General features: G+C 38.0%; 23 protein-coding genes. 4 read left to right on the forward strand and 19 right to left on the reverse strand.

Translation table 11 applies throughout. The features are described 5' to 3' along the window. Positions 1-113: 113 nt before the first annotated feature. Positions 114-890, reverse strand: coding sequence for a hypothetical protein (locus ACDF53_RS01420; RefSeq protein WP_370815258.1), 777 nt, complete (start codon positions 888-890; stop codon positions 114-116). A 1-nt stretch (position 891) separates the two neighbouring features. Further along, entirely contained in the window at positions 892-1836 is a 945-nt protein-coding gene (locus tag ACDF53_RS01425) for a hypothetical protein (RefSeq protein ID WP_370815259.1), read from the reverse strand. Positions 1837-2076: 240 nt separating this feature from the next. Here ACDF53_RS01425 and menA point away from each other — a divergent pair, with 240 nt between their 5' ends. Both menA and ACDF53_RS01435 read left to right on the forward strand, forming a co-directional pair. Further along, positions 2077-2973, forward strand: a complete 897-nt coding sequence (menA, locus tag ACDF53_RS01430; RefSeq protein WP_316061907.1) for a 1,4-dihydroxy-2-naphthoate octaprenyltransferase — start codon at positions 2077-2079, stop codon at positions 2971-2973. Between the two features lie 219 nt (positions 2974-3192). Beyond that, positions 3193-4014, forward strand: coding sequence for a MetQ/NlpA family ABC transporter substrate-binding protein (locus tag ACDF53_RS01435; RefSeq protein ID WP_296006086.1), 822 nt, complete (start codon positions 3193-3195; stop codon positions 4012-4014). Positions 4015-4056: 42 nt separating this feature from the next. Here the strand turns inward: ACDF53_RS01435 and ACDF53_RS01440 are convergent, their stop codons facing one another. Genes ACDF53_RS01440 through ACDF53_RS01455 form a run of 4 tightly spaced genes read right to left on the reverse strand, consistent with a single transcriptional unit; the run spans position 4057 to position 7145 of the window. Further along, a complete protein-coding gene (locus ACDF53_RS01440; RefSeq protein WP_370815260.1) occupies positions 4057-4473 on the reverse strand; it encodes a cytidine deaminase in 417 nt (138 codons plus the stop codon). Positions 4474-4483: 10 nt separating this feature from the next. Further along, complete coding sequence (locus tag ACDF53_RS01445; protein WP_370815261.1) at positions 4484-5785, reverse strand: pyrimidine-nucleoside phosphorylase; 1302 nt, start codon at positions 5783-5785, stop codon at positions 4484-4486. Positions 5786-5838: 53 nt separating this feature from the next. After that, complete coding sequence (deoC, locus tag ACDF53_RS01450) at positions 5839-6501, reverse strand: deoxyribose-phosphate aldolase (RefSeq protein ID WP_370815262.1); 663 nt, start codon at positions 6499-6501, stop codon at positions 5839-5841. Between the two features lie 14 nt (positions 6502-6515). After that, positions 6516-7145: a 3'-5' exonuclease gene (locus tag ACDF53_RS01455; RefSeq protein ID WP_119206488.1), complete on the reverse strand. Its 630-nt coding sequence runs from the start codon at positions 7143-7145 to the stop codon at positions 6516-6518. A 203-nt stretch (positions 7146-7348) separates the two neighbouring features. Between ACDF53_RS01455 and pyrF the strand changes: the two genes are divergently transcribed. Both pyrF and pyrE read left to right on the forward strand, forming a co-directional pair. Then, the gene (gene pyrF, locus ACDF53_RS01460) at positions 7349-8068 is read left to right on the forward strand and encodes an orotidine-5'-phosphate decarboxylase (RefSeq protein WP_370815263.1); all 720 of its coding nucleotides are present in this window, start codon (positions 7349-7351) and stop codon (positions 8066-8068) included. Further along, positions 8065-8652, forward strand: a complete 588-nt coding sequence (pyrE, locus tag ACDF53_RS01465) for an orotate phosphoribosyltransferase (RefSeq protein ID WP_370815264.1) — start codon at positions 8065-8067, stop codon at positions 8650-8652. The genes pyrF and pyrE overlap by 4 nt, the downstream gene beginning before the upstream one ends. A 281-nt stretch (positions 8653-8933) precedes the next feature. Here the strand turns inward: pyrE and ACDF53_RS01470 are convergent, their stop codons facing one another. The 13 genes from ACDF53_RS01470 to ACDF53_RS01530 all read right to left on the reverse strand — a co-directional run bounded on the left by ACDF53_RS01470 (position 8934) and on the right by ACDF53_RS01530 (position 21398). Next, the gene (locus tag ACDF53_RS01470; RefSeq protein ID WP_370815265.1) at positions 8934-9362 is read right to left on the reverse strand and encodes a transcriptional regulator; all 429 of its coding nucleotides are present in this window, start codon (positions 9360-9362) and stop codon (positions 8934-8936) included. A gap of 9 nt (positions 9363-9371) precedes the next feature. After that, positions 9372-9947 (reverse strand): DUF1700 domain-containing protein, encoded by a 576-nt coding sequence (locus ACDF53_RS01475; protein WP_370815266.1) that lies wholly within the window; start codon positions 9945-9947, stop codon positions 9372-9374. Beyond that, positions 9934-10263, reverse strand: a complete 330-nt coding sequence (locus ACDF53_RS01480; RefSeq protein ID WP_295275948.1) for a PadR family transcriptional regulator — start codon at positions 10261-10263, stop codon at positions 9934-9936. The genes ACDF53_RS01475 and ACDF53_RS01480 overlap by 14 nt, the downstream gene beginning before the upstream one ends. Positions 10264-10604: 341 nt before the next feature. Next, the gene (locus ACDF53_RS01485; RefSeq protein WP_370815267.1) at positions 10605-11699 is read right to left on the reverse strand and encodes a S1C family serine protease; all 1095 of its coding nucleotides are present in this window, start codon (positions 11697-11699) and stop codon (positions 10605-10607) included. Positions 11700-12145: 446 nt separating this feature from the next. Further along, a complete protein-coding gene (locus ACDF53_RS01490) occupies positions 12146-12835 on the reverse strand; it encodes a response regulator transcription factor (RefSeq protein ID WP_004693664.1) in 690 nt (229 codons plus the stop codon). Further along, entirely contained in the window at positions 12832-14172 is a 1341-nt protein-coding gene (locus ACDF53_RS01495; protein WP_370815268.1) for a sensor histidine kinase, read from the reverse strand. The genes ACDF53_RS01490 and ACDF53_RS01495 overlap by 4 nt, the downstream gene beginning before the upstream one ends. 454 nt (positions 14173-14626) lie before the next feature. Continuing rightward, positions 14627-15979 carry a pyruvate carboxylase subunit B gene (locus ACDF53_RS01500; RefSeq protein WP_119206482.1) on the reverse strand — a complete coding sequence of 451 codons (1353 nt, stop codon included), beginning with the start codon at positions 15977-15979 and terminating at the stop codon, positions 14627-14629. 527 nt (positions 15980-16506) lie between these two features. Then, positions 16507-16833, reverse strand: coding sequence for a hypothetical protein (locus tag ACDF53_RS01505; protein WP_227721368.1), 327 nt, complete (start codon positions 16831-16833; stop codon positions 16507-16509). Next, positions 16820-17992, reverse strand: a complete 1173-nt coding sequence (locus ACDF53_RS01510; protein WP_370815269.1) for a glycosyltransferase family 9 protein — start codon at positions 17990-17992, stop codon at positions 16820-16822. Before ACDF53_RS01510 ends, ACDF53_RS01505 begins: the two co-directional genes overlap by 14 nt. 68 nt (positions 17993-18060) lie before the next feature. Further along, positions 18061-19002: a hypothetical protein gene (locus ACDF53_RS01515; protein WP_370815270.1), complete on the reverse strand. Its 942-nt coding sequence runs from the start codon at positions 19000-19002 to the stop codon at positions 18061-18063. An 8-nt stretch (positions 19003-19010) separates the two neighbouring features. Continuing rightward, complete coding sequence (locus ACDF53_RS01520; RefSeq protein WP_119206479.1) at positions 19011-19949, reverse strand: phosphodiester glycosidase family protein; 939 nt, start codon at positions 19947-19949, stop codon at positions 19011-19013. Positions 19950-19960: 11 nt separating this feature from the next. Continuing rightward, on the reverse strand, positions 19961-20764 hold the full coding sequence (locus tag ACDF53_RS01525) for a polysaccharide deacetylase family protein (RefSeq protein ID WP_370815271.1): 804 nt from the start codon (positions 20762-20764) through the stop codon (positions 19961-19963). Between the two features lie 70 nt (positions 20765-20834). After that, positions 20835-21398, reverse strand: a complete 564-nt coding sequence (locus tag ACDF53_RS01530; protein WP_370815272.1) for a nitroreductase family protein — start codon at positions 21396-21398, stop codon at positions 20835-20837. Positions 21399-21429 lie beyond the last annotated feature (31 nt).

Raw genomic sequence — 21429 nt, forward strand, 5'->3', positions numbered from 1 at the left:
ATTCTCCTTTAAAAATATAATTAAAAATAATATAGATTATGCTAATGCCGCCATACTCACATTAGTAATTACCTTGTATATGACATACTCTGTGAAAGTATATCTATAACAAATTATTTAATAGATTTGAAGGCATTGTCAAATATCGTTTTGAAATAATCCCGTTGTACATCAGTAGTTACACCTACGTATAGTACCGGTTTACCTGGCTTCAACACAAATGCAGCATTTGCATAGAGCGGAGTTTGAACATCTCCATCCGCATATAATAAGCGAGAGCTTGCTGCATAAGTTTGATATTTAGTGCCTGCCACAGGATGTACTTGTTCTGCATTTTCTACAGTTAGCGTTCTAGGTTTTATAAGTAATTCACCTGACCGAGTCTTAAGATTAGCATAGCGTTTCGGATCATTTAAAGGAACTACAGTTGTAGTTGTGGGAATTTGCTTATTAATGGCACCTAGCATGAGTTGCTCTGTAACAGGGTCAATTTGACCTTTATCAAGAGCTGCCATTGCAGCTACAAACATAGGGTCATTAGCCTTATCTTTAGCTACTTTTTGCGCAATTTGTTTAACATCTACCGCTACTACAAATGCATCCTTTTGACCTGTTTTATCGGCCCCTTGTAATTGGTATACATCAAAAGTAGTGCCAAAGTTTTGGAAAAACTCCTTTGCCATCATATTCGCCATCGAAGATTTTGAAGATTCCTCATTTAATTGTTTTTCTACAAAATCACGTGTATTTGTTTTGGATGCAGAAACAACAGTTACATTGTTAGGCACTACCATGGACCCTGCAATGGTTTGTACATCCTTAGCGAAACCTACGCCAGATACAGTACCCACTAGGCAAGCTGCACAAGCCAAGACTTTCAAAGATTTCATATTATTTACCTCCCTTGAGAGATTGTGTTTGATACATATGATTCAACTCTTTAGCCCAATAATCATAGCTAGAGTCATCAGACATTAAAAGTTGTAAAGATATACCTTTATCTGTAGGAACAGCATAACCAATTAAGGAATCACTATTTCTAAAGCCATCATATTTTAGACTACCACGTAAATCGCCTGTCACAGCCGTACCATAACGTGTTTGAACAGATTTATATCCTACATGAGTTGCATCTAGGCTCACTTGTTTTGCCATAAAGTCTACATAGGAACGGAGCTCTTCTTTACTTTTAGGAGATAAATTCTTTTCTGTAGCAAGCATTTTATCAAAGGCACCCATAATTTGAGAAGGCAACTTATCATTTATCGTTTTTAGAGCTTTAGCTAATTTAGCACCTTCAATAGTATTGCTTTTCAGGCCTTGTAATTGTTGTTGAGCCTTCTCTTTAGAATAGGAATCTACATATTTAGAGATAGAGCTTTTTATTGCAGCTTTTTCTGCATCTGGAACCTTTTCTAAGATGGTTTTATTCATGCCAATTACTTGATCTATCGCGTTTTTAGAATAGTCTACAACGACTAACTGACCTACATGGTGACCTTGTTTATCGGTTCCTTGCAATTGATAGACGGAAAATCCATCTAACACATCACCCTTCATAGGTTCAACCTGTACCGGTACTTGCAATTTCAAACTAGCATTAACAGCATCAACAGCCGCTTTATTTGCCACTGAAATTATTTGGCTTTGCTCATTATTCCGTAGCTGTGCATCCGTAGGAACACGCATGACCTCTACAGCCTTCACCGTAGGAGACGTACTGCCATATAAACCATAGCCTAAATCTACTGTATCCGCACATGCCACTGCGCCCATGCCAATAGTCAAGCATGTGGCACAAGCCAATGTCATCATTTTTTTGTTGAGAGCTCTCATAAGACACCTCACGATTTAACAATACATTCGTATACAGATTATATTCATAATCCATATTGCATCCATAAAGATTTCAAAAAGATAATCTATACTGCATATACTAATTATTATACTATATGGAGATGTATAACTGTATAGTCTAATTTACAACCTTTCAGTTCTGCTATACAATACTTAAATAGATATGTAAACATAGGGTATGAGAAATAGAAAGGAGTGCACACTTGGTGTGCTTTTATTATGATACAAGAAATAATTCCACTCACTAGGCCTCGTACATTAGCTGCGGCTTTAGGGCCTACCATTTTAGGGGCAGCCTTTAGCTATTATGCATTTGGTGCTACTCACGGCACAGGTCTTGCCATTTTCCATACGGTTTTAATATTTTTAGCCGTTGTAATAGCTCAAATTGTAGCTAATTTATGGAATGAATATAAAGATTTCAAATCTGGTCTCGATGCGGGCCAAAAGGTTGGTAATGCGGGTTCTATTACGCGCGGTGCCATTACACCAGAGCTCATCGTTACCATGATCAAGGTACTCATGGTGGTACCTATTATCATCGGTCTTTACCTATCGGCCACCATCACTTGGTACTATATTCCAGCGGGTTTTCTTTGCATTCTAATTAGCTTCCTCTATTCTGGTGGTCCAAAACCAATTTCCCGTACACCATTTGGGGAAATTTCCTCTGGCATCGCTATGGGGTTTGCTATCGTACTCATTACAGGATACGCATGGACACGTGACTTATCCTCAGCCTTATTGATACCTGCTATTCCATCTACATTACTTGTTGGCTCCATTATGCTCACTAATAACATTCGTGATATTAGAAATGATGAAAGTCACGGTCGTCGTACATTACCAATCGTTTTGGGCCGAGAACGCGCTCTCAGTTTAATGAGCATAACCTACCTATTCAACTTCATTTGGATCCTTGCATGGATCATCGTAGGTCACATGACATGGTTCTCCCTATTAGCCTTCTTCGCAGCACCACTAGCTTTCAAAACTGTACACACCTTAAGTACTAAAACAGATGAATTCCTACTAGACAAGGCTATGGGCACAACTGCAGGGGCAGCTATGATTTACCAAATCATGTGGTCCATAGGTTTAATTATTGGCAAATAAGTATTTACCAATACGTACACACACGACATACAATTACATAAAATAAAGAGAGATTTTCAAACTTTAACAATGTTTTATAGATGTTAGTTTGAAAATCTCTTTTTGCTATAACTTTAAGCTATGGAGAACTCACAATAATTCCTTCTTGATAGATAGGAAATAATTTAGTACTATTAATGTAATATTTTATATGAACTAATTGTAAAAGGAGTGTGTCTAATGAGAAAATTTTTAGCATTAGCGGCTACTGTAATCCTTGGCGGTGCTTTACTAATCGCAGGTTGCGGTAACGACAACAGCAAACAAGCTGCTAGCAATGGCAAGCAAGTATTAAAAATCGGTGCTACAGCAGTACCTCACGCAGAAATCTTGGAACAAGTTAAACCTATCTTGGCAAAAGATGGTATTGATTTACAAATCACTGAATTCACTGATTACAACACACCAAACCTTGCTTTGGGTGATAAAGAAATCGATGCAAACTTCTTCCAACATGTACCTTACATGGATGAATTCGCAAAAGCTCATAACCTTCCATTAGTATCTGCTGGTGGTGTTCATCTTGAACCAATGGGCTTATATTCCCGTCAAATCAAAGATTTGAAAGATCTTCCTAAAGGCGCTAAAATCGCTATCCCTAATGACCCTACAAACGGCGGTCGTGCATTATTGTTATTGCAAAAAGAAGGTCTTATCACATTGAAAGACTCCAGCAATATCTTATCTACAGTTCAAGATATCGCTTCCAACCCTAATGGTTACCAATTCGTTGAATTAGAAGCAGCTCAAGTACCTCGTTCTCTTGATGATGTTGCTTTAGCAGCTATCAACACTAACTTTGCATTGAATGCAGGTCTTAACCCTGGTAAAGATGCATTGGCAATCGAATCCAAAGATTCCCCTTACGTAAACATCGTTACTGTACTTAAAGGTAACGAAAGCGATCCTCGCATCAAAAAATTAATGGACGCACTTCATAGCCCTGAAATCAAAAAATTCATTGAAGAAAAATACAAAGGTGCAGTTGTTCCTGCATTCTAAGGTATAAAGTAAAAGAGACCACATATGTGGTCTCTTTTTTTACTATAAACTATCAGCGCCAAATCTAAATGGCAATAATTCATCAAGATCAACGACTCTATAATTGCCTTTTAGATTAGCCAAGATAATCTGTGGTATTTCAAATTCAGAAATCACCTGGCGACAAGCGCCACAGGGTGCACAAGGTCCTTCCGTATCAGCAACTACGGCAAGGGCCTTAAATTTTGTATACCCTTCTGACACAGCTTTAAATATAGCAGTTCGTTCTGCACAATTCGTTAAGCCATAGGAAGCATTTTCAATATTACAGCCTTCATAGATACTCCCATCCTCACATACAAGGGCTGCACCTACACCAAAATGGGAGTACGGACTATAGGATTTCTCTCGAGCTACTATAGCACGGTCAATAAGCTTTTGAATTTCCTGTTCCATCATATAAGTTTCCTTTTCTATCATATGGATTTCCTCATTCCACCATATCAAGAATCGTATCCACTACAATTGGTGCAGTTTTGCCAAAGGTTATGGCCTCTAAATATGTTTTACCAGCATTAGCAAGTAAGCTTTCATCAGAGGCATACAAGGTCGCTATACTTTCACCTTCAGTAATGGCATCACCAGTTTTTTTGTGCATAATAATACCTGCACTATAATCAATAGGTCCATCCTTAACAGTGCGACCAGCTCCAAGCATAACAGATGCAATCCCACATTGTTCTGTATTCATGTGTGTAATGTAACCATCTTGAGGCGCTGTCACATCATAAGTGAATTTGCCAATGGCTAATAAGCTTTCATCATCAAGAACTCGGCTGTCTCCACCTTGAGCATCAATCATCATGCGCAATCGTTCAAGAGCTGATCCCAAATTAAGGGCCTCTTGCACGCGACTGAGAGCGGTTTCATAGTCACATATATGACTCAATACGAGCATGTGGGCAGCCATGATAAGACATTCATGTGTTAAATCCTGTGGGCCATGCCCTTTCAATGTATCAATAACCTCTCGAATTTCCAAAGCATTGCCAATGGCATGACCTAGTGGTCTATCCATATCGGTTAAAACAGCCTTAACAGAGCGGCCATTTTCCTTACCAATATCTACCATTGCTTTAGCCAATGCACGAGCATCGTCTAAGGTTTTCATAAAAGCGCCACTGCCAACCTTTACATCTAGTAAGATCGCTTGTGCCCCAGAAGCTAATTTTTTACTCATTACAGAAGATGCTATGAGAGGAATACTATCTACGGTACCCGTTACGTCTCGCAAGGCATAGAGTTTTTTATCTGCTGGTGCCAAACCTTCAGATTGTCCGATTACAGCTAAGCCTATTGTATTAACTTGATTAATAAAGGCTTCTTGGTCCAAGGATACCTTTAGATTTGGTATGGATTCCATCTTATCGATAGTGCCTCCCGTATGACCTAGGCCACGGCCCGACATTTTCGCCACCTTGCCGCCACAAGCAGCCACCAAAGGCCCTATGATAAGGGTTGTCTTGTCCCCTACACCACCGGTACTATGCTTATCTACTGTTATCCCATCAATATCGGATAAATCTACCATATGCCCCGACTGGGCCATCGCCAATGTCAATGTACCTAGTTCACGAGCATTCATCCCATTAAATACAATGGTCATCAATAAGGCACTCACTTGATAGTCTGGAATTTCGCCATTTACATAGCCAGAAATGACAAAGCGGATTTCCTCATCTGTTAATGGTAAATTAGAACGTTTTTTTAGAATAATATCATACATGCGCATGGTTATACCGCCATTCTAAGAAACCACCTAAGCACTGCCTAGGTGGTTTTCTATTACACTTCTTCGTCTAAATAATCTTTAAGTAGTTCTACTGCCGCACTGGCGCCAATACGGCTGCAACCTTCTGCAATATAGGCTTTCATATCAGAGATAGAACGAATGCCGCCAGCAGCCTTAATTTTTACATTAGGGCCGATGTGTTTCTTAAAGAGTTGAATATCTTCAATACTAGCCCCACTGCTACCAAAACCTGTAGATGTTTTGATATAGTCAGCACCACCATCCGTAATGCATTTACAGAGAGCTATCTTTTCAGAATCAGTAAGGTAACAAGTTTCAATAATAACCTTTAAGATTTTATCTCCACAAGCTGCTTTAAGCGCTTTAATTTCACCGGTAACCGCATCAAAATCCCCTTGTTTTACATTGCCTAGATTGATGACCATATCAATTTCAGAGGCCCCTTCTCCGAGGGCTTGTTTTGTTTCAGCCACCTTAACTTCAGTCGTTTCATAGCCTAAAGGGAACCCAATAACAGTGCAAATATTGAGGTCTGGATACGCTTCATGAGCAGAAGCCACAAAATCTGGTGGAATGCAAACAGATGCTGTTTTATAGGCTACGCCGGCATCACAAATTTCTTTAATATCCTCCCATGTAGCTGTAGGACGCAATAGTGTATGATCCACATAAGATAATAATTCTTTACCTAACATAGTGTCTCTCCTTACTAAAAGAATGACATTTGCTCTGGCTCAGGTTCCTTATGTAAAGCCTCTTGAGCAGCGCGATTTTTGTCATCAATAAATGGTTCTAGTGGTACACCTGTAGCCTTCAACAAATCTGGCAAGCTATTAACGCCCTTAGCCTTAGCAGCCTCTAGTACAACCTTAGCACATGTTTCCGCATCATCTAATGCATAGTGATGTTTAAATTCGACGCCAATGTATGCAGCCATCGTATTTAGCTTATGGTTTACTAAATCTGGCCATACAGCACGTGAAAGTTTCACAGTACATGCATAATCTAGCTCTGGCCAAGGAATTTTATAATAATCCAGTGTAGCACGCAATACATTCATATCGAATTTTGCGTTGTGAGCTACCATGATATTGCCTTTTAAATGATTTTCGTAGATAGCGTTCCACAATTGATCAAAGGTTTTCTCATGGATAACATCCTTTGGTTGAATGCCATGAATTTCAATGCATTCATCATCAAAACTCATGAACGGTGGTTTGATAAGGCTGTACGCCTTTTTAGTAATCTGTCCATCCTTTACGGTAATAACCGCTAAGGAGCACGCACTATTTTTAAATTTATTAGCTGTTTCAAAGTCTAATGCAACAAAATCTAACATAGGACTCCTTTCAAATCTATATGTTTCAAAATTTATATATAAGAATTGTATTCATTTTCTTCATTTATTATAGCATGAAACAATCTATAATCTACTATTCAACGGTGACTATTAGTCACCTCTTTCACATCAAATTTAATTGACAGATATGCCCTCTGTATGTGAAAATTATTTAGATATATATGTAGTATGGAGGTTGCAAGATGGCAGATGACAGATTAATCGTTGCCCTTGATGTGTCCACTATGGATGCGATGAAAGAAATCGTAACATCCCTTGGTGATGCGGTTAGCTTTTACAAGGTCGGCATGGAGCTATTCTACGCCGAAGGAGAGCAAACAGTTCGCTATTTACAAGAGCAAAACAAACAAGTATTCCTTGATTTGAAATTGCATGATATTCCTAATACAGTGGCACATGGCGTGTCTTCCCTAACACGTTTAGGGGCTAACTTAATCACTATGCATGGTCAAGGTGGTCCAGTTATGATGAAAGCCGCTGTACAGGCTGCCCGTGAAACAGCTGAACAATTGGGTGTGGAACGCACTAAATTATTGGCAATCACTGTATTAACAAGCTTTGATGATGAAGCTTGGACTGCAACTGGTGGTCAATTGCCTATTTCCGACCAAGTTATTCGTTTAGCAAAACTAGCTAAAGAATGCGGCATGGATGGCGTTGTATGTTCTGCATTAGAAGCTAAGATGATCCGCGAAGCATGTGGTGATGACTTCCTCATCGTAACACCTGGTATTCGCCCATCCTTTGCAGCAACAAACGACCAAAAACGTATTGCTACACCTGCTGGTGCATTACAAGATGGCGCATCTCGCCTCGTTATTGGCCGTCCTATTACACAGGCTGAAAATCCTCGTGAAGCAGTTCGTTTAATTATTGAAGAAATGGAGAATGTATCCAAATGATGACAGAACAAGAAGTAAAACAATTACTTATCGACACTCAAGCTATTTTAGAAGGTCACTTCCTTTTGACATCTGGACTCCACAGCCCAATGTACGTTGAAAAATTCAATGTATTGCAACATCCAAAATACACTGAAACTCTTTGTAAAGAATTAGCTGAACGCTTTCGCGATCAAAATGTAGAACTCGTTATCGGACCTATGACTGGTGGTATCTTACTAGCTCACGAAGTAGGTAAAGCTCTTGGTACACGCGCTATCTTCACAGAACGTGAAAAAGGTGTTATGACATTGCGCCGTGGTTTCAAAATCGAACCAGGCACACGCGTGCTTATCGTTGAAGACATCGTAACTACTGGTGGTTCTGTACAAGAAGTAGTAAACGTTGTAAACCAATCTGGTGGTGAAATCGTAGGTGTAGGCCTTCTTGTTAACCGTTCTGGTGGCAAAGCAGAATTTGGCGTACCTCACGAAAAAGTACAAGCATTGCTTAACCTTGAAGTTCCTACATATCAACCTGAAGAATGCCCTCTTTGTAAAGACGGCGTAGCTATGACAGAACGTGGTTCTAAACACATCAAATAAATTACTAAAGACCTATGCCTATGCATAGGTCTTTTCTTTTACATATCTAAGTTAATAAAAATATCCTTAACCTATCAAATACAATGAACATTTATAAACAGATACAAAAAGAGCTCCTTCAATGAGGAGCTCTTTTTGTTTGTGTGTAGTTATTGTGTGTAAGAGAGAGATTCTGATACGAATGTATCACATAGAGTGTGTGGCTCTACGGTGGCCATGAATGCACTTTCATGACCACGCTCTCTATAATTGTATGAGAGAAATGGATTCGTAAAGTATCTTTAGTTTTGTGTAGTTTGTGGTGCACCTTGATCAGCTTGTTGTTGTGGTGCATTACCATTAGGTTGTTGAGGTGGTTGGCCTTGCATAGGCATTTGACCTTGCGGAGGCATTTGACCATTTGAGTTCATATGCTGGCCATTATTTGGTCCCATACCATCTTGAGGCATCATTTGATTTTGACCATTTTGATGCATATGTTGGCCATTATTTGGCCCCATACCATCTTGAGGCATCATATGATTATTTCCATCCATCATATGTTTATCCATATACTGATTAGGACCATCATGTCTATGTGGTTTTCTAAACTGTTGTTCATTCGTTTTCATCCACTCACCGAAATTAGGTAAATCATTTACCGCAAACGATGTACCGGCCCCAACAGCACAGATTACTGTTAGAATTGCTGCAATTATAATTCGTCTCATAGGTCCTCCTTAATCCACATTGCTGAAATAACGTTCGCGTACACCACGAAGTTCAACACCAACAAAGATACATGTAAGGCCCCCAAAGAGACCTATACCACCAAGTGCAACTAAAGTTACTAATGATAATGCAGGAAATGCCGTTACATTCTCAAACGGTTGCCATGAGCTTCCAAGTAAATATAGGATAGCTGGCGTAATAATAAATATTAAAACTCCTACGATATATGACAAAGCACTTCCAATAGATAACAATGTTTTGGATGCTTTTTTAGCCATACCTGGTAATTGTGGTAATAAGCGTTCTTTATAATCATCAAATCTTGCATAGATTGCTTGCATATTAACAGATTTACTTTCACCACCATCTTGGCTAGTTGTATCTGTAATAATGCCTGCCTCTACATAGGATGCATAGATTTCCTCTGGGGTCCCCAAAGATTTAATAATTTCGCTATCCGTAAGTCCTCTTTCATAACCTACAGCAAAATGCTCTTCATAAACTTCTATAATACTTTCTACATCGGCAACACGGGCCTTCTTGAATATATTGCGCAATGCCTCTAAAAAGCTATTTTTGTTCATTATAGTCGACTCCTTTCAACAGGATGTTGATTACACCAGAAAATTCATCCCATTCTTGGCGCATCTTATTATATGCGGCACGTCCATCATCAGTGATGTGGTAATATTTTCGAGACGGTCCTGTAGAGGACTCTTTTAAATATGTTTCAACATACTTTTCTTTTTTCAATCTGTTAAATAATGGGTAAATTGTTCCTTCAGAAATTTCAATATATTCTGAAATAGTGCTTACAATTTCATACCCGTAACGATCAGTTTGTGTTAGTAATGCTAGCACTAGCATATCCATAACACCTTTTTTTAATTGAACTTGCATAGTTCCTCCCTTTTAGGCCGTGCTTGCCTGCCAATGCGAAAGCTCTCTTACGGTCACTATCATGTACTGACAAATACATAATAACACAAGGTACATCGTATTGCAAGGTACCTTGTTAAAAATATATTTTACAAAACTAATTTTTGTTATTTTCATACCTAATAAAGATAGATAAACTCTAGGTTTATAGAGATAAAAATATTTTCAAAATTATACTAATTTTAAGTTATTTATATTGAAATGCATCCCAAATATCATCTCACACAAGAAAATCCTCATCCAAAGGATGAGGATTTTCTATTCAGGATAAAGAGACTTCACGTATCTTAAATAGCCTGTATTTAATTGGAAGATGCTTGTCCTAATTTAAGCTGTGTGCTCTTCATTTTACCGTTATGAGTATAAGATACCAAAACTGTATCACCAGGGCTCTTAGCATCGATTTGCTCTTTTAATTCTAACAATGTACTAATATCCTTACCATCAATTTGAGCTATAGTATCCCCTTCTACTAAACCAGCCTGTGCAGCAGGACCATTCGCATCAAGTTGAACGATGAGAAGACCTTCGCCTTCATAACTTACATTGTTACGCGCTGCTGTTTGACGATCCACAGCCCATACACCAATATAAGGACGCACAACCTTACCATTCTTAATAATAGAGTCTACAACTGTCATAGCGGAGTTGATTGGAATGGCAAAGCCCATACCTTCAACGCCTTCTTTAGAAATCTTAGAGCTATTAATACCAATCAATTCACCATCTGCATTGATGAGAGCACCGCCAGAGTTACCTGGGTTAATAGCTGCATCTGTTTGGATCAATGGGAAGCGTTGACCTTGATCATCGATAGTACGTGCTAACGCACTGATTACACCAAATGTAACAGAGCCTTTAAACTCTAGGCCTAAAGGATTGCCAATGGCGATAGCCGGTTCCCCTACTTGTAAGGAATCAGAGTCCCCAATTTTTATAGGTTGAATATCCTTTGGTGGATCAATTTTAACAACAGCTAAGTCTGTTTGAGCATCTGTACCGATAACGGTACCTGTTACGGTAGAACCATTAGACAAAGATACTGTAACTTGTCCATTTTTAGCACCTGCTACAACGTGGTTATTTGTTACAATATGGCCATCATTATCGATTAATACACCAGAGCCTACACCTTCTCCAGCATAAATGGTGCGGTTAAAAATATCCTTTTGGAAAACTTGTGTAGTAATACCCACTACAGCAGGACCAGATTCCTTAGCAGCTTGAACTACATATGTATTACGTGCATCTGTAATAGGCTTAGTTTGTTTTGTTTGCTCTCGCACAGTTGTTTGATGTGTCACAGGACTACCAAAGAAATAGTATCCACCACCTACACCAATACCAAGAGCTAGCACACAGGCAATAATTGATTTTTTATATTTTGAAAAATTCATGAGTATCTCCTTATATCATTTCTTAATGATTTAATAAAAATCAATTTTATAAAATTGATTTTTGATGAACCTATTATAGTACGCCATACTTTACAATGCAAGAGAGTATTTTCTCATATAAAACATAAAGGGCATTCACTAGCCGTCGCCAGGAATGCCCTTTATGCATATAGTTTGAGAGTGTAAGGACTGTTGAGAGAGAGTATATATGACCCAGAAAAGTTTGAGAGAGAACTTATTAAGAGAGAGAAGTTTAGTTTGTACTTTTCTAGAATCAAACTTCAGCCTTACTAGAATTAGTATACATTGTATATCTAAATTATCAAAGTAACATTATAAAATATTGTTAAAACTTTGATTATATCTATATAATAACCTTCTGTAAATTCATATTTAATCAACATCCACGAATAACGTGAATATAATATGAATATCTCTTTCAGTTATCAAACAAATTTATAACCCACACCCCATACGGTAATAATATGTTTACTGTCTGATGGATTATCTTCAATTTCTTCACGTAAACGATTGATATGAACCGCTACAGTTGCATAATCACCATAAGAGTCAAGACCCCATACACGAGAGTACAATTCTTCTTTACTAAATACGATATCACGATTACGCATTAAAAATTCTAATAATTGGAACTCTTTCTTTTTAAGGTGAACTTCTTTTTCGTTTACCCAAACTTTCATCATCTTAGGATCAAGACGAATTTCACCGGATTGAATAGCATTAGTTTCCATAGCATCACGCTCTGTTAAGCGTTTATATTGTGCCAACATAGCTTTGATTTTTGCAATCAATACAGATGGAGAGAATGGTTTTTCAATGTAGTCATCAGCGCCTACACCTAGGCCACGGATTTTATCAATATCATCAAGACGAGCCGTTACCATTACAATTGGTACGCGAACCTTGTCACGAATTTGGCGACAAACTTCAAAACCATCCATTTCTGGCAACATAACATCAAGGATGATAAGGTCTACAGGAGTATTTAAAGCAGCCTCAATACCATCAGTACCATTAGTCATAATCGTAACATCATAACCTGCCACCATTAAATAATCACGCTCAATATTGGCGATATCCAAATCGTCTTCAATAATTAAGATATGTTCACTCATGATTCTTCTCCTTGTTTAGGAAATTCTAATATAACACGTAGACCATGTGGTCTTACATTTTCAATCACAACTCGGCCTTCAAAGATTTCCATAATTCGACGAATAATCGATAATCCAAGACCACTACCTTCTTGTGGGTTCGTACGAGACGAATCTACACGGTAAAACGGACGCATTAGACGCTCTAGAGATTCCGGCGGTACCCCTGGGCCATCATCACTGATAACACAGTATACATAATCATCATCACTAGTTACATCAATCACACAATGACCAATATCGGCCATTTTATACTTAGCACTGTTATTCAACACATTTTGCAAAACACGTTGTAACAATTGTGGATTTGCATTAATAAAAGCATTTTCAGTTGCTATGCGGGATTTGATTTCAAGTCCTCTTGTTTGATAAGGAGCCAAATGATCTTCAACAAAATCACGTACATATTGACCAAGTTCAATTTGTTCAGATGGCCGCGACTCTTTCTTATAATTCAATGTTGTAATAAGGAATAATTCCTCTAACATAGAATCTAAATCATTAGCCCGCTTCAAAATGATTCCCATATAACGTTTTTGTTGCTCTTCTGTTGGTGCAATACCATCACGAACACCTTCTGCATAGGCTTTAATAGCTGTTAACGGCGTCCGAATATCATGGGAAATCCCAGCTAACAACTCTTTTTGTTGCTCCTGTTCCATTTCAATCTGACGATTGGCCATTTCTAACGATTTTGTCATATTCTTAACATGAATCATGATGAATCGTGTAACAAATCGGTTAATAGCAAAGAAGGTAACAATAAAGAGTAATATAGCCACTACAATAATATAGAAGGAAACTGATTCCATTAAGCTATCACTACCATGAGTAGCTCGCTTTATTGCAATATGATATACGTAAGCATGACGCCCATCGTATTTCCTCATTTCATATACGAAAGTATTATTGGATTGATATACGATACCTTGTAATTCAGGGTTTACATCAATAAGACCAACAATAGCAGAGGCACTATAGATTTGAGGATTACCATAGGTGTACACCATATTACCTTGATCTAGTACTTCAACATATACTTCCTTCGGATCGAGTAGGCTATAGCTAGGCTTTACTAAGCTATCTATTAAGTTGTTTTCTAAACCATAAAAGGTAATTGTTTCAGTGATTCGACTGACACTTTTAAACTGTTGTTCCTGCTCAATACGCAAATAGTAACCGGCATTAGCCAATATGCGCAGACCTGTAAAGTATAGCAAAAATAAGATAATTGCTATCAAAATAGGCACTACAAAGAGCACAACATTGGATATCCAAATCCGTATTTGTAAATTCACAGGGTTACCTCAATATCATAAACATTAGATACTTCTTATAGTTTACGCTATTTTTAATACTTAAAGCAAGTGAAAAGCTCAAAAAAGTGATTTAACTTTCATATTTTCTTCATTGTTTGTTTATAATTGGCAGTTATTACATATAGTCAGTATACCTTTTATTATCTACTATTCTTAAGTTTTTTAATATAAATTACACGCATCCGGGTGACTTATACCAACATACTATAAGTAATTTTTAGGACATTAAACATAAAGTTTTATAACGCTCTATTCAATAGTCTCTATATTTTTTATAAAATCTCTAAATATAAAAATGCTATATCTGTAAAAAATAAATTCTTATACCTTATATTATTAACATCAAAACAGTTCCCCTACTCATATATAATTCAATTGCCTTATTATAAATAAAAAAAAAGGATTCCTAAGGAATCCTCTTTTTTTATTTGGATTAACGACGATTTGCATCGAAGAAGTTAATAGCAACTTCTGGGAACATAGCGTAAGTCAATACGTCTTCGTCAGTGATACCATTGTAGCCTTTGGAAGCTAAATCTTGACGGTAACCTTCCAATTCAGGTTCGATAAGATCTGCTGGACGGCAAGTGATAGGTTCTTCATCACCGATGATAGTGTGACGGATTTCGTCAGAAATTTTACCAGGCAATGCACCGTATTTACCGCGTACAAGGTCTTTAACTTCGTTAGGAACCATTTTATAACGGTCGCCCATCATAACGTTCATCATAGCCATTGTACCAACGATTTGGGATGTTGGAGTTACCAATGGAGGGTAACCCAAGTCTTCACGAACGCGTGGCATTTCATCCATAACGTCGAAGAAGCGATCGCCCATACCCATTTCGTTCAATTGGTTTTGAGTATTGGACAACATACCGCCAGGAATTTGGTAACGACGAACAGCTGGGATTACATCACTAGCTGGTTTCAAGTTGAATTCTTCAGCGATTTGTTGTTTTACTTTACGGAAGTGGTCAACTAATGGAATGTATTTATCAAGGTCAAGACCAAGATCCCATTCAGTACCTTTGAACATTTCGATCATAGTTTCAGTAGCTGGTTGGCTAGTTGCATGAGCGAATGGAGAGATAGCAGTATCGATGATATCTACGCCAGCTTTAGCAGCTTCCCAGTATGTAGTGCTTGCAAGACCGCAAGTGAAATGGCTGTGCAAGTCGATTGGCAATTCGCCAAAACGTTTTTTGAATGTGGAAACCAAATCATATGCATCAGCAGGTCCTAACAAACCGGACATATCTTTGATACATAAGGAATCTGTACCCATTTCTACCAATGTTTCAGCTACTTTCAAGAAGCTTTCAGTTGTATGAACTGGGGAGATTGTGTATACCATAGCGGATTGAACGTGTGCGCCTGCTTTTTTGGAGTACTTAATAGCAGCTTCCATGTTGCGAGGGTCATTCAATGCGTCGAAGATACGGATACGATCAATACCATTTTTTACAGCTGCATTACAGAATGCTTCTACTACATCATCAGAGTAGTGTTTGTAGCCCAACAAGTTTTGGCCACGAAGTAACATTTGTAGTGGAGTGTTTTTCAAATTGGATTTCAATTTACGAAGGCGTTCCCATGGATCTTCATTCAAGAAACGAAGACAGCTGTCATAAGTAGCGCCGCCCCAACATTCAAGAGCTTCATAACCAATTTCATCTAAAAGGCCAAGCACTGGTTCCATTTGTTCGTAACGCATGCGTGTTGCCAAAATAGATTGATGACCGTCGCGAAGAACGGTTTCGCAGATTCTTAATTTTTTAGCCATGTTAATCCTCCAAATCGAAATAGTTTATGTATGTAATTTTATACATCCACTACATAACTATCTCATACCTATTTTTTTACGATTTTTATAGCACTTGCTCACACAAGCAAATACTCAAGCAATCGTTAAGACATACTTATATTAGACTACTTATAGAATTCTTTGTCAACAACCACATTATGCTATTTACTCATAATTTCATGTATTCAATTATGATTTTTTCGTGATGGAAATCACAATAAAGTGCTAAAAAGCTAGGATTTAACATGTATTTTTAATCAATTATATTTCTTTATAATTTCTCTTTTTAATGAGAAACCAAAATTTATATCGCAATAATTTTTAGTTATTATTGACTAGCTTTCAAAGTATATCGGTATTTATAAATCTAGTGCTTCGATAATCATCGGTACGCTTATAAGCTCATCAATTTTATTGATAACATACCTGTATTATTGTAATTTATAAATATACAAAAGAACCTACCTTTTATAGGTAGGTTCTTTTAGTAAGCAATTATTATTATATTATTTTTCAGGTTTTACTTTTTTTGGTGCCGTTTCAAGAACGATATTTTTACCATCCCGTTTAACTTGGATAGAGAATGCGCCCTCACCTTCTTTGAAGTATTCCATCTTAATATCGAGCAACATTTTACCAATTAACGTTTCTACCTTCTCTGTAAGGAATTCACGATAGAATGCATCTTCCTTTTGTTTTGGACTTTGATATACGACAGGTTTCTTAGCAGAACGCTCTCTATCAAGCATTGTTTCTTCAAAATTTTCAGTATCTTTAAAGTTTTTCATCATATCCGCATCGGATAAGCCTTTTTGAATTTTAAACTTTGCCATATTTATCTCCTATTAATTCGAAAACTGCCTTTTTCACACGTACCGATTCAATACCAGACATACAATATTGATCAGGCTTAGGACAACGTCGTTTACGACATCCTAAGCAATCTAACTCATCATTAACAAGAACCTTAAAGTTCCCCGTCAACGGTCCCCACAGCTTAGGATCTGTAGGTCCAAAAAGTGCAACAACAGGTTTATTTAAAGCTAGTGCAATATGCAATGAACCCGTATCAGCAGTTACTACTACATCGCAACTTTCAATTAAGGCCCCTACCTCTTGAAGTGTAGTTTTCCCCAACATATTCAGCATAATTTTATCAAGGCCATCAGCCGTTATGGAGTCCATCAACGGTTTGTATTGAGTCGCCTCTTTCGGACCACCTAAGCACACAAAATTGGCTCTATACTGAAGAGATTTAATGAGAGAATACCATTTTTCTTGAGGCCACTCTTTCGTCGCCCAAGATGTACCTAAGACAAGACCTATGCGCAGCGGCTTATCTACCTCTCCGCGATTTAAGGATGTGTCATAATTAATTGATGCCCACTGTTCTTCTGCCCAAGTATGCAAATTAGAGGGCACAAAAAAATCCATATGGTATAAACGTTTACCACTAGAACCGTTGACTATGCAAGGTTTTTCATCATCAGTAATAACAGCAACAGATGTAGTTAATCCACTATGCTCTGCAACGGCTGTATTCAGTAATTTAGCAACCTCTATATAACGCTTTATGACATGATCTGTACTCGGCTTTGCCTTGTAGTTAGTAAACATCCAATTCAGCTCTTTTGTACCACCAAGGCCAAGGCGAATGGGTGCACCTGATGCCAATAAAACGAGCCCTGTGATTAGTCGCCCTTGTACATCGACAGCCACATCAAATTTGTATGGTTTTAACTTATCTCTAAGTTCCCACCACATGCGCCACATCGTTGGAATATGTAGTTTTTTAGAATGTGCTTCGTATTCATCCCGTTCCCAAGGAATGATTTCATCTACATAGGGATTTCCCTGTAAAAGTTCTACCATACTAGGGGTTACAATCCAATGTAGCTTTGCCTCTGGGTAATGCTCTTTGATCCAGCGCGCAGCCGGTGTGGCATGTAGGATATCACCTATGTAACTGAGTCGTACAAATAATATATTCATATATATCCTTTTAGTACATATATTATAGGAATAAAGCCTTTATAATGAATCATTATAAAGGCTTTTTCTTAAGATTTCTTTTTACTATCACTAGAAGATTTAGAAGATGTGTCATCTTCTGTTACCTTCGTAGTTTCGTCACTACCATCCTTAATGATAGTTTTTACATCAGACAATGTTAATTCATTGAATGTTGTTGGATGATTGTAATTATAAACAGGTTTGAAGCCTACACCGAGTTTACCAGTGTAAACAGTTAAGGCATTGTTATCCTCATCAACACGAGCAATATAGATAGTTTTATCCATATCAACACCGATCAAGCGGAAACGACCTGGTGGATTAATAACACGCCAACCGCCTTCAATACCATTAAACATGAAGATATCACCAGTCTTGACATTATCATAGAAGAATCTATCTTCATCATAGAATACGCCAATATGACCAATATCTGTAGCTTGCATATACACACGACGCGTATCATAGTTAGCATCGGTACGATAAATGCGATATGCGTTTTCTTGAACTTTTACCTTCATGTAAACAACATTCGTCGCTTCAGAATAGGCGGCATCTACGATTTTACTATTACGAGGTAAATCTTCAAGTTTTGTATCTACTTCATGTTCTGGATCATCCGCATTGAGACGAGCCATAACAACCTCTCTAGAGTCATATAGCCCCATGATGGCATAGTTACGGTCAGGCATCCAACTAAAGTAACTAATAGAACGGCCCTTCAAATCAATCGTTGTAGGCTTACTTTCATTGGCCTTATAAATTTTCAAAGAGCTTTCAGTAACAACCGCCATGAACTGACGGTCATAAGATACATATTTAGTACCTTCCTTAATATCAGGGAAGTTTTTAGTATCATCCTTAGAAGCGCCGGCTACATTAAAATCCGTAGTCGGTGCAAACATATATTGATCAAGGTATAGGTACACCCCACCTTGCAGAAGAATACCTACCGCAAAGGCGCTCAGTACACGCGTAAAAGGTTTCATCTGTCCTCCTATTTCACGATAAACGCCGTTGGGATCATGCGTTCCCCTAACAAATCGGCTGGTTTGTTTACTACTTTACCATTGAGGTATAGTGTAGAACTAGAACCACCATCTAAATTCGCTGCAATGTAGCAACCTTTTTCATAGAGAATATCTTGTACATCACGTAATGTAGCGCCAAGAGAATAACCTGGTTGACGACCATCAATTACGAGGAATAGTACTGTACCATCTTTCTTTTGACCGATAGCAGTACGTGGACCTACGCCCCAGCCACCATCGCCTTCGGTAATCATCTTCTTACCATCTACTATAAGAGGTGGGCCAAAGGTAATACCTTCCATAGCTTTCATATCACTAAGTTGTGTTTTATCGTAGTTACCTGCAATAAGGTTACCAGATTTAGAGAATCCTACGAAGTCTACCGCTTCTTCAGGTCCTACATCTTTACCGATGACATATTCACCATCATGCAAGATGAAGCCATAAGGCAAACGGCCTGTGCCAGTACCATTTGGATCGTGGAAACCACCGCCATTAATAGCAGCTACCGCATTATTCATCTTCGCAATATTACTTGTAGTATCGCCTTTTTCTTGAATATTAGCAGCTGTACCGACTTCAATACGACGAGGGTCTGGAATTTCAAGAATATAGCCTACATAACGAGCAGACTGAATTTTTTCAAGGTTTAAGCTCTTATCTTCACGAGCATTAAACTTGAACAAATCTTGGCTTTTAACAACGCCAACTGTGCCCAAAATAGATTGCAATTCATCTTCACTGAATAGCCATGTAATGTAATGAGGATGACGAGATTGCAATATGGCACCAATAACGGCGCGCTTTACATTATTAAATGGTCCAAAGAGCACCACGAATGGTGAGGTTACAACGGTAAATAGGAACACCATGATGATGAACTTTACCCAATTCTTTTTGAACAATGTATTTCTCCTTATAAATCAGTGAAATGTTCGGTACTAATGCGTTCTTCAAAATGTTTGATATCAACAGCATTACCAACCCAAACACGCAAAATGTTATATGGATTATCACCTGTATGAGCCCAGCCAGATTTCATAGCCATACTTATTTTGATGCCCGCTTTTTTAGTGGCAGCATCGGTGAATTCATTTTTATCTCCATAAGGATAGCAGAACCAAGGATTATCCTTGATACCCACTTCTTTTGCAAGGGCTTCTTGAGCCTTTGTAATATTTTCTATTTGTTTAGCTTCAGACAATTGGCCCATTTCGATATGTTGGAATCCATGATTGGAAATGGTAATACCATTTTTATGCATTTCACGAATTTGATCCCAAGTTAACCGTGTACCTACATCTCCAGGATTGATAAACACAGTGGCTGCAAAACCATATTCCTTCATAATTGGATATACGATAGAATACGTATCTGCATAACCGTCATCAAAGGTTAATACAACAGGTTTTTCAGGCACTGCTGCACCATTTACGACATAATCATATAGTTGATCCATCGTTAATGGATTATAACCATTATCTTTGAGGAACTTCATTTGTTCTCTGAATAGATCCTCACGAATAACTGCATCGTTATCCTTATCATCGCCAATTTTATGATACATAAGAACAGGGATGCCCGTTGGATGTACCATTTTGACTTCTTTTACAGGCGCCGTTGGACTAGGTGGTTCCGTTTTTTGTGAAAGTAATCCACATCCTGCTAAAACCACAGCCAATACGACAACTAATAGCGTTACCAATGGAATCCGTTTCATAGGTCCCTCCTCTATTAGAACACAATTATATACAGAATATTATAACATTTCTATGAAGATTAGTAAAAAACTAACGCTTCATTAGCACCTCATCAATCGATTTTCTAGGTCTAGGATACATAGCTTCATCTGGAACACCTATGGCAATGATAGCCTGTACATCATGAGAAGTATTCAAAAAGGCTTTGCTTTCACTCTGCATAAAATACACATCATTCATCCAAAGTGTACCTAATCCAATCGCTTTTGCGCCCAACAAAATATGTTCCACAAAAGCACCTATGGCTTGTAAATCACTTTTCTCCCACACGCAAGTATAATCTGGCAAATGGTCATAAGGATTAAAGACAAAGAGCAAATCACTAGCTGTATTCATCGCCTTAAGACTAATCTCCAAGCTGCCAAAATGCTCTTTACGTTCTTTATATTGATCTAGCACTTGAAAGCCGAGATTTACAAAATGTTCCTTCTCCACGCCAGTCACATGAATAACCTGCCAAGGTTGCCGATTTTTAGGAGAAGGAGCTCGCATTCCAAGGTCTACTAATTTTTGAATTATATCATCTCCCAGTGAAGGGGATACTTTATACTTGCGCACGCTAGTTCGTGCATGTATAACCTCTGTTAATTCCATACTTTCACCAAACTATCTAATGTTAGCCAAA

This window comes from Veillonella sp., from assembly GCF_041333735.1.
Taxonomy (GTDB): domain Bacteria; phylum Bacillota; class Negativicutes; order Veillonellales; family Veillonellaceae; genus Veillonella.

What these genes read in the sequence shown, in the direction of transcription:
- ACDF53_RS01420 (WP_370815258.1), bottom strand. Translation starts at nt 890, where the DNA reads ATGAAATCTTTGAAAGTCTTGGCTTGTGCAGCTTGCCTAGTGGGTACT.
- ACDF53_RS01425 (WP_370815259.1), bottom strand. Translation starts at nt 1,836, where the DNA reads ATGAGAGCTCTCAACAAAAAAATGATGACATTGGCTTGTGCCACATGC.
- menA (WP_316061907.1), top strand. Translation starts at nt 2,077, where the DNA reads ATGATACAAGAAATAATTCCACTCACTAGGCCTCGTACATTAGCTGCG.
- ACDF53_RS01435 (WP_296006086.1), top strand. Translation starts at nt 3,193, where the DNA reads ATGAGAAAATTTTTAGCATTAGCGGCTACTGTAATCCTTGGCGGTGCT.
- ACDF53_RS01440 (WP_370815260.1), bottom strand. Translation starts at nt 4,473, where the DNA reads ATGATAGAAAAGGAAACTTATATGATGGAACAGGAAATTCAAAAGCTT.
- ACDF53_RS01445 (WP_370815261.1), bottom strand. Translation starts at nt 5,785, where the DNA reads ATGCGCATGTATGATATTATTCTAAAAAAACGTTCTAATTTACCATTA.
- deoC (WP_370815262.1), bottom strand. Translation starts at nt 6,501, where the DNA reads ATGTTAGGTAAAGAATTATTATCTTATGTGGATCATACACTATTGCGT.
- ACDF53_RS01455 (WP_119206488.1), bottom strand. Translation starts at nt 7,145, where the DNA reads ATGTTAGATTTTGTTGCATTAGACTTTGAAACAGCTAATAAATTTAAA.
- pyrF (WP_370815263.1), top strand. Translation starts at nt 7,349, where the DNA reads ATGGCAGATGACAGATTAATCGTTGCCCTTGATGTGTCCACTATGGAT.
- pyrE (WP_370815264.1), top strand. Translation starts at nt 8,065, where the DNA reads ATGATGACAGAACAAGAAGTAAAACAATTACTTATCGACACTCAAGCT.
- ACDF53_RS01470 (WP_370815265.1), bottom strand. Translation starts at nt 9,362, where the DNA reads ATGAGACGAATTATAATTGCAGCAATTCTAACAGTAATCTGTGCTGTT.
- ACDF53_RS01475 (WP_370815266.1), bottom strand. Translation starts at nt 9,947, where the DNA reads ATGAACAAAAATAGCTTTTTAGAGGCATTGCGCAATATATTCAAGAAG.
- ACDF53_RS01480 (WP_295275948.1), bottom strand. Translation starts at nt 10,263, where the DNA reads ATGCAAGTTCAATTAAAAAAAGGTGTTATGGATATGCTAGTGCTAGCA.
- ACDF53_RS01485 (WP_370815267.1), bottom strand. Translation starts at nt 11,699, where the DNA reads ATGAATTTTTCAAAATATAAAAAATCAATTATTGCCTGTGTGCTAGCT.
- ACDF53_RS01490 (WP_004693664.1), bottom strand. Translation starts at nt 12,835, where the DNA reads ATGAGTGAACATATCTTAATTATTGAAGACGATTTGGATATCGCCAAT.
- ACDF53_RS01500 (WP_119206482.1), bottom strand. Translation starts at nt 15,979, where the DNA reads ATGGCTAAAAAATTAAGAATCTGCGAAACCGTTCTTCGCGACGGTCAT.
- ACDF53_RS01505 (WP_227721368.1), bottom strand. Translation starts at nt 16,833, where the DNA reads ATGGCAAAGTTTAAAATTCAAAAAGGCTTATCCGATGCGGATATGATG.
- ACDF53_RS01510 (WP_370815269.1), bottom strand. Translation starts at nt 17,992, where the DNA reads ATGAATATATTATTTGTACGACTCAGTTACATAGGTGATATCCTACAT.
- ACDF53_RS01515 (WP_370815270.1), bottom strand. Translation starts at nt 19,002, where the DNA reads ATGAAACCTTTTACGCGTGTACTGAGCGCCTTTGCGGTAGGTATTCTT.
- ACDF53_RS01525 (WP_370815271.1), bottom strand. Translation starts at nt 20,764, where the DNA reads ATGAAACGGATTCCATTGGTAACGCTATTAGTTGTCGTATTGGCTGTG.
- ACDF53_RS01530 (WP_370815272.1), bottom strand. Translation starts at nt 21,398, where the DNA reads ATGGAATTAACAGAGGTTATACATGCACGAACTAGCGTGCGCAAGTAT.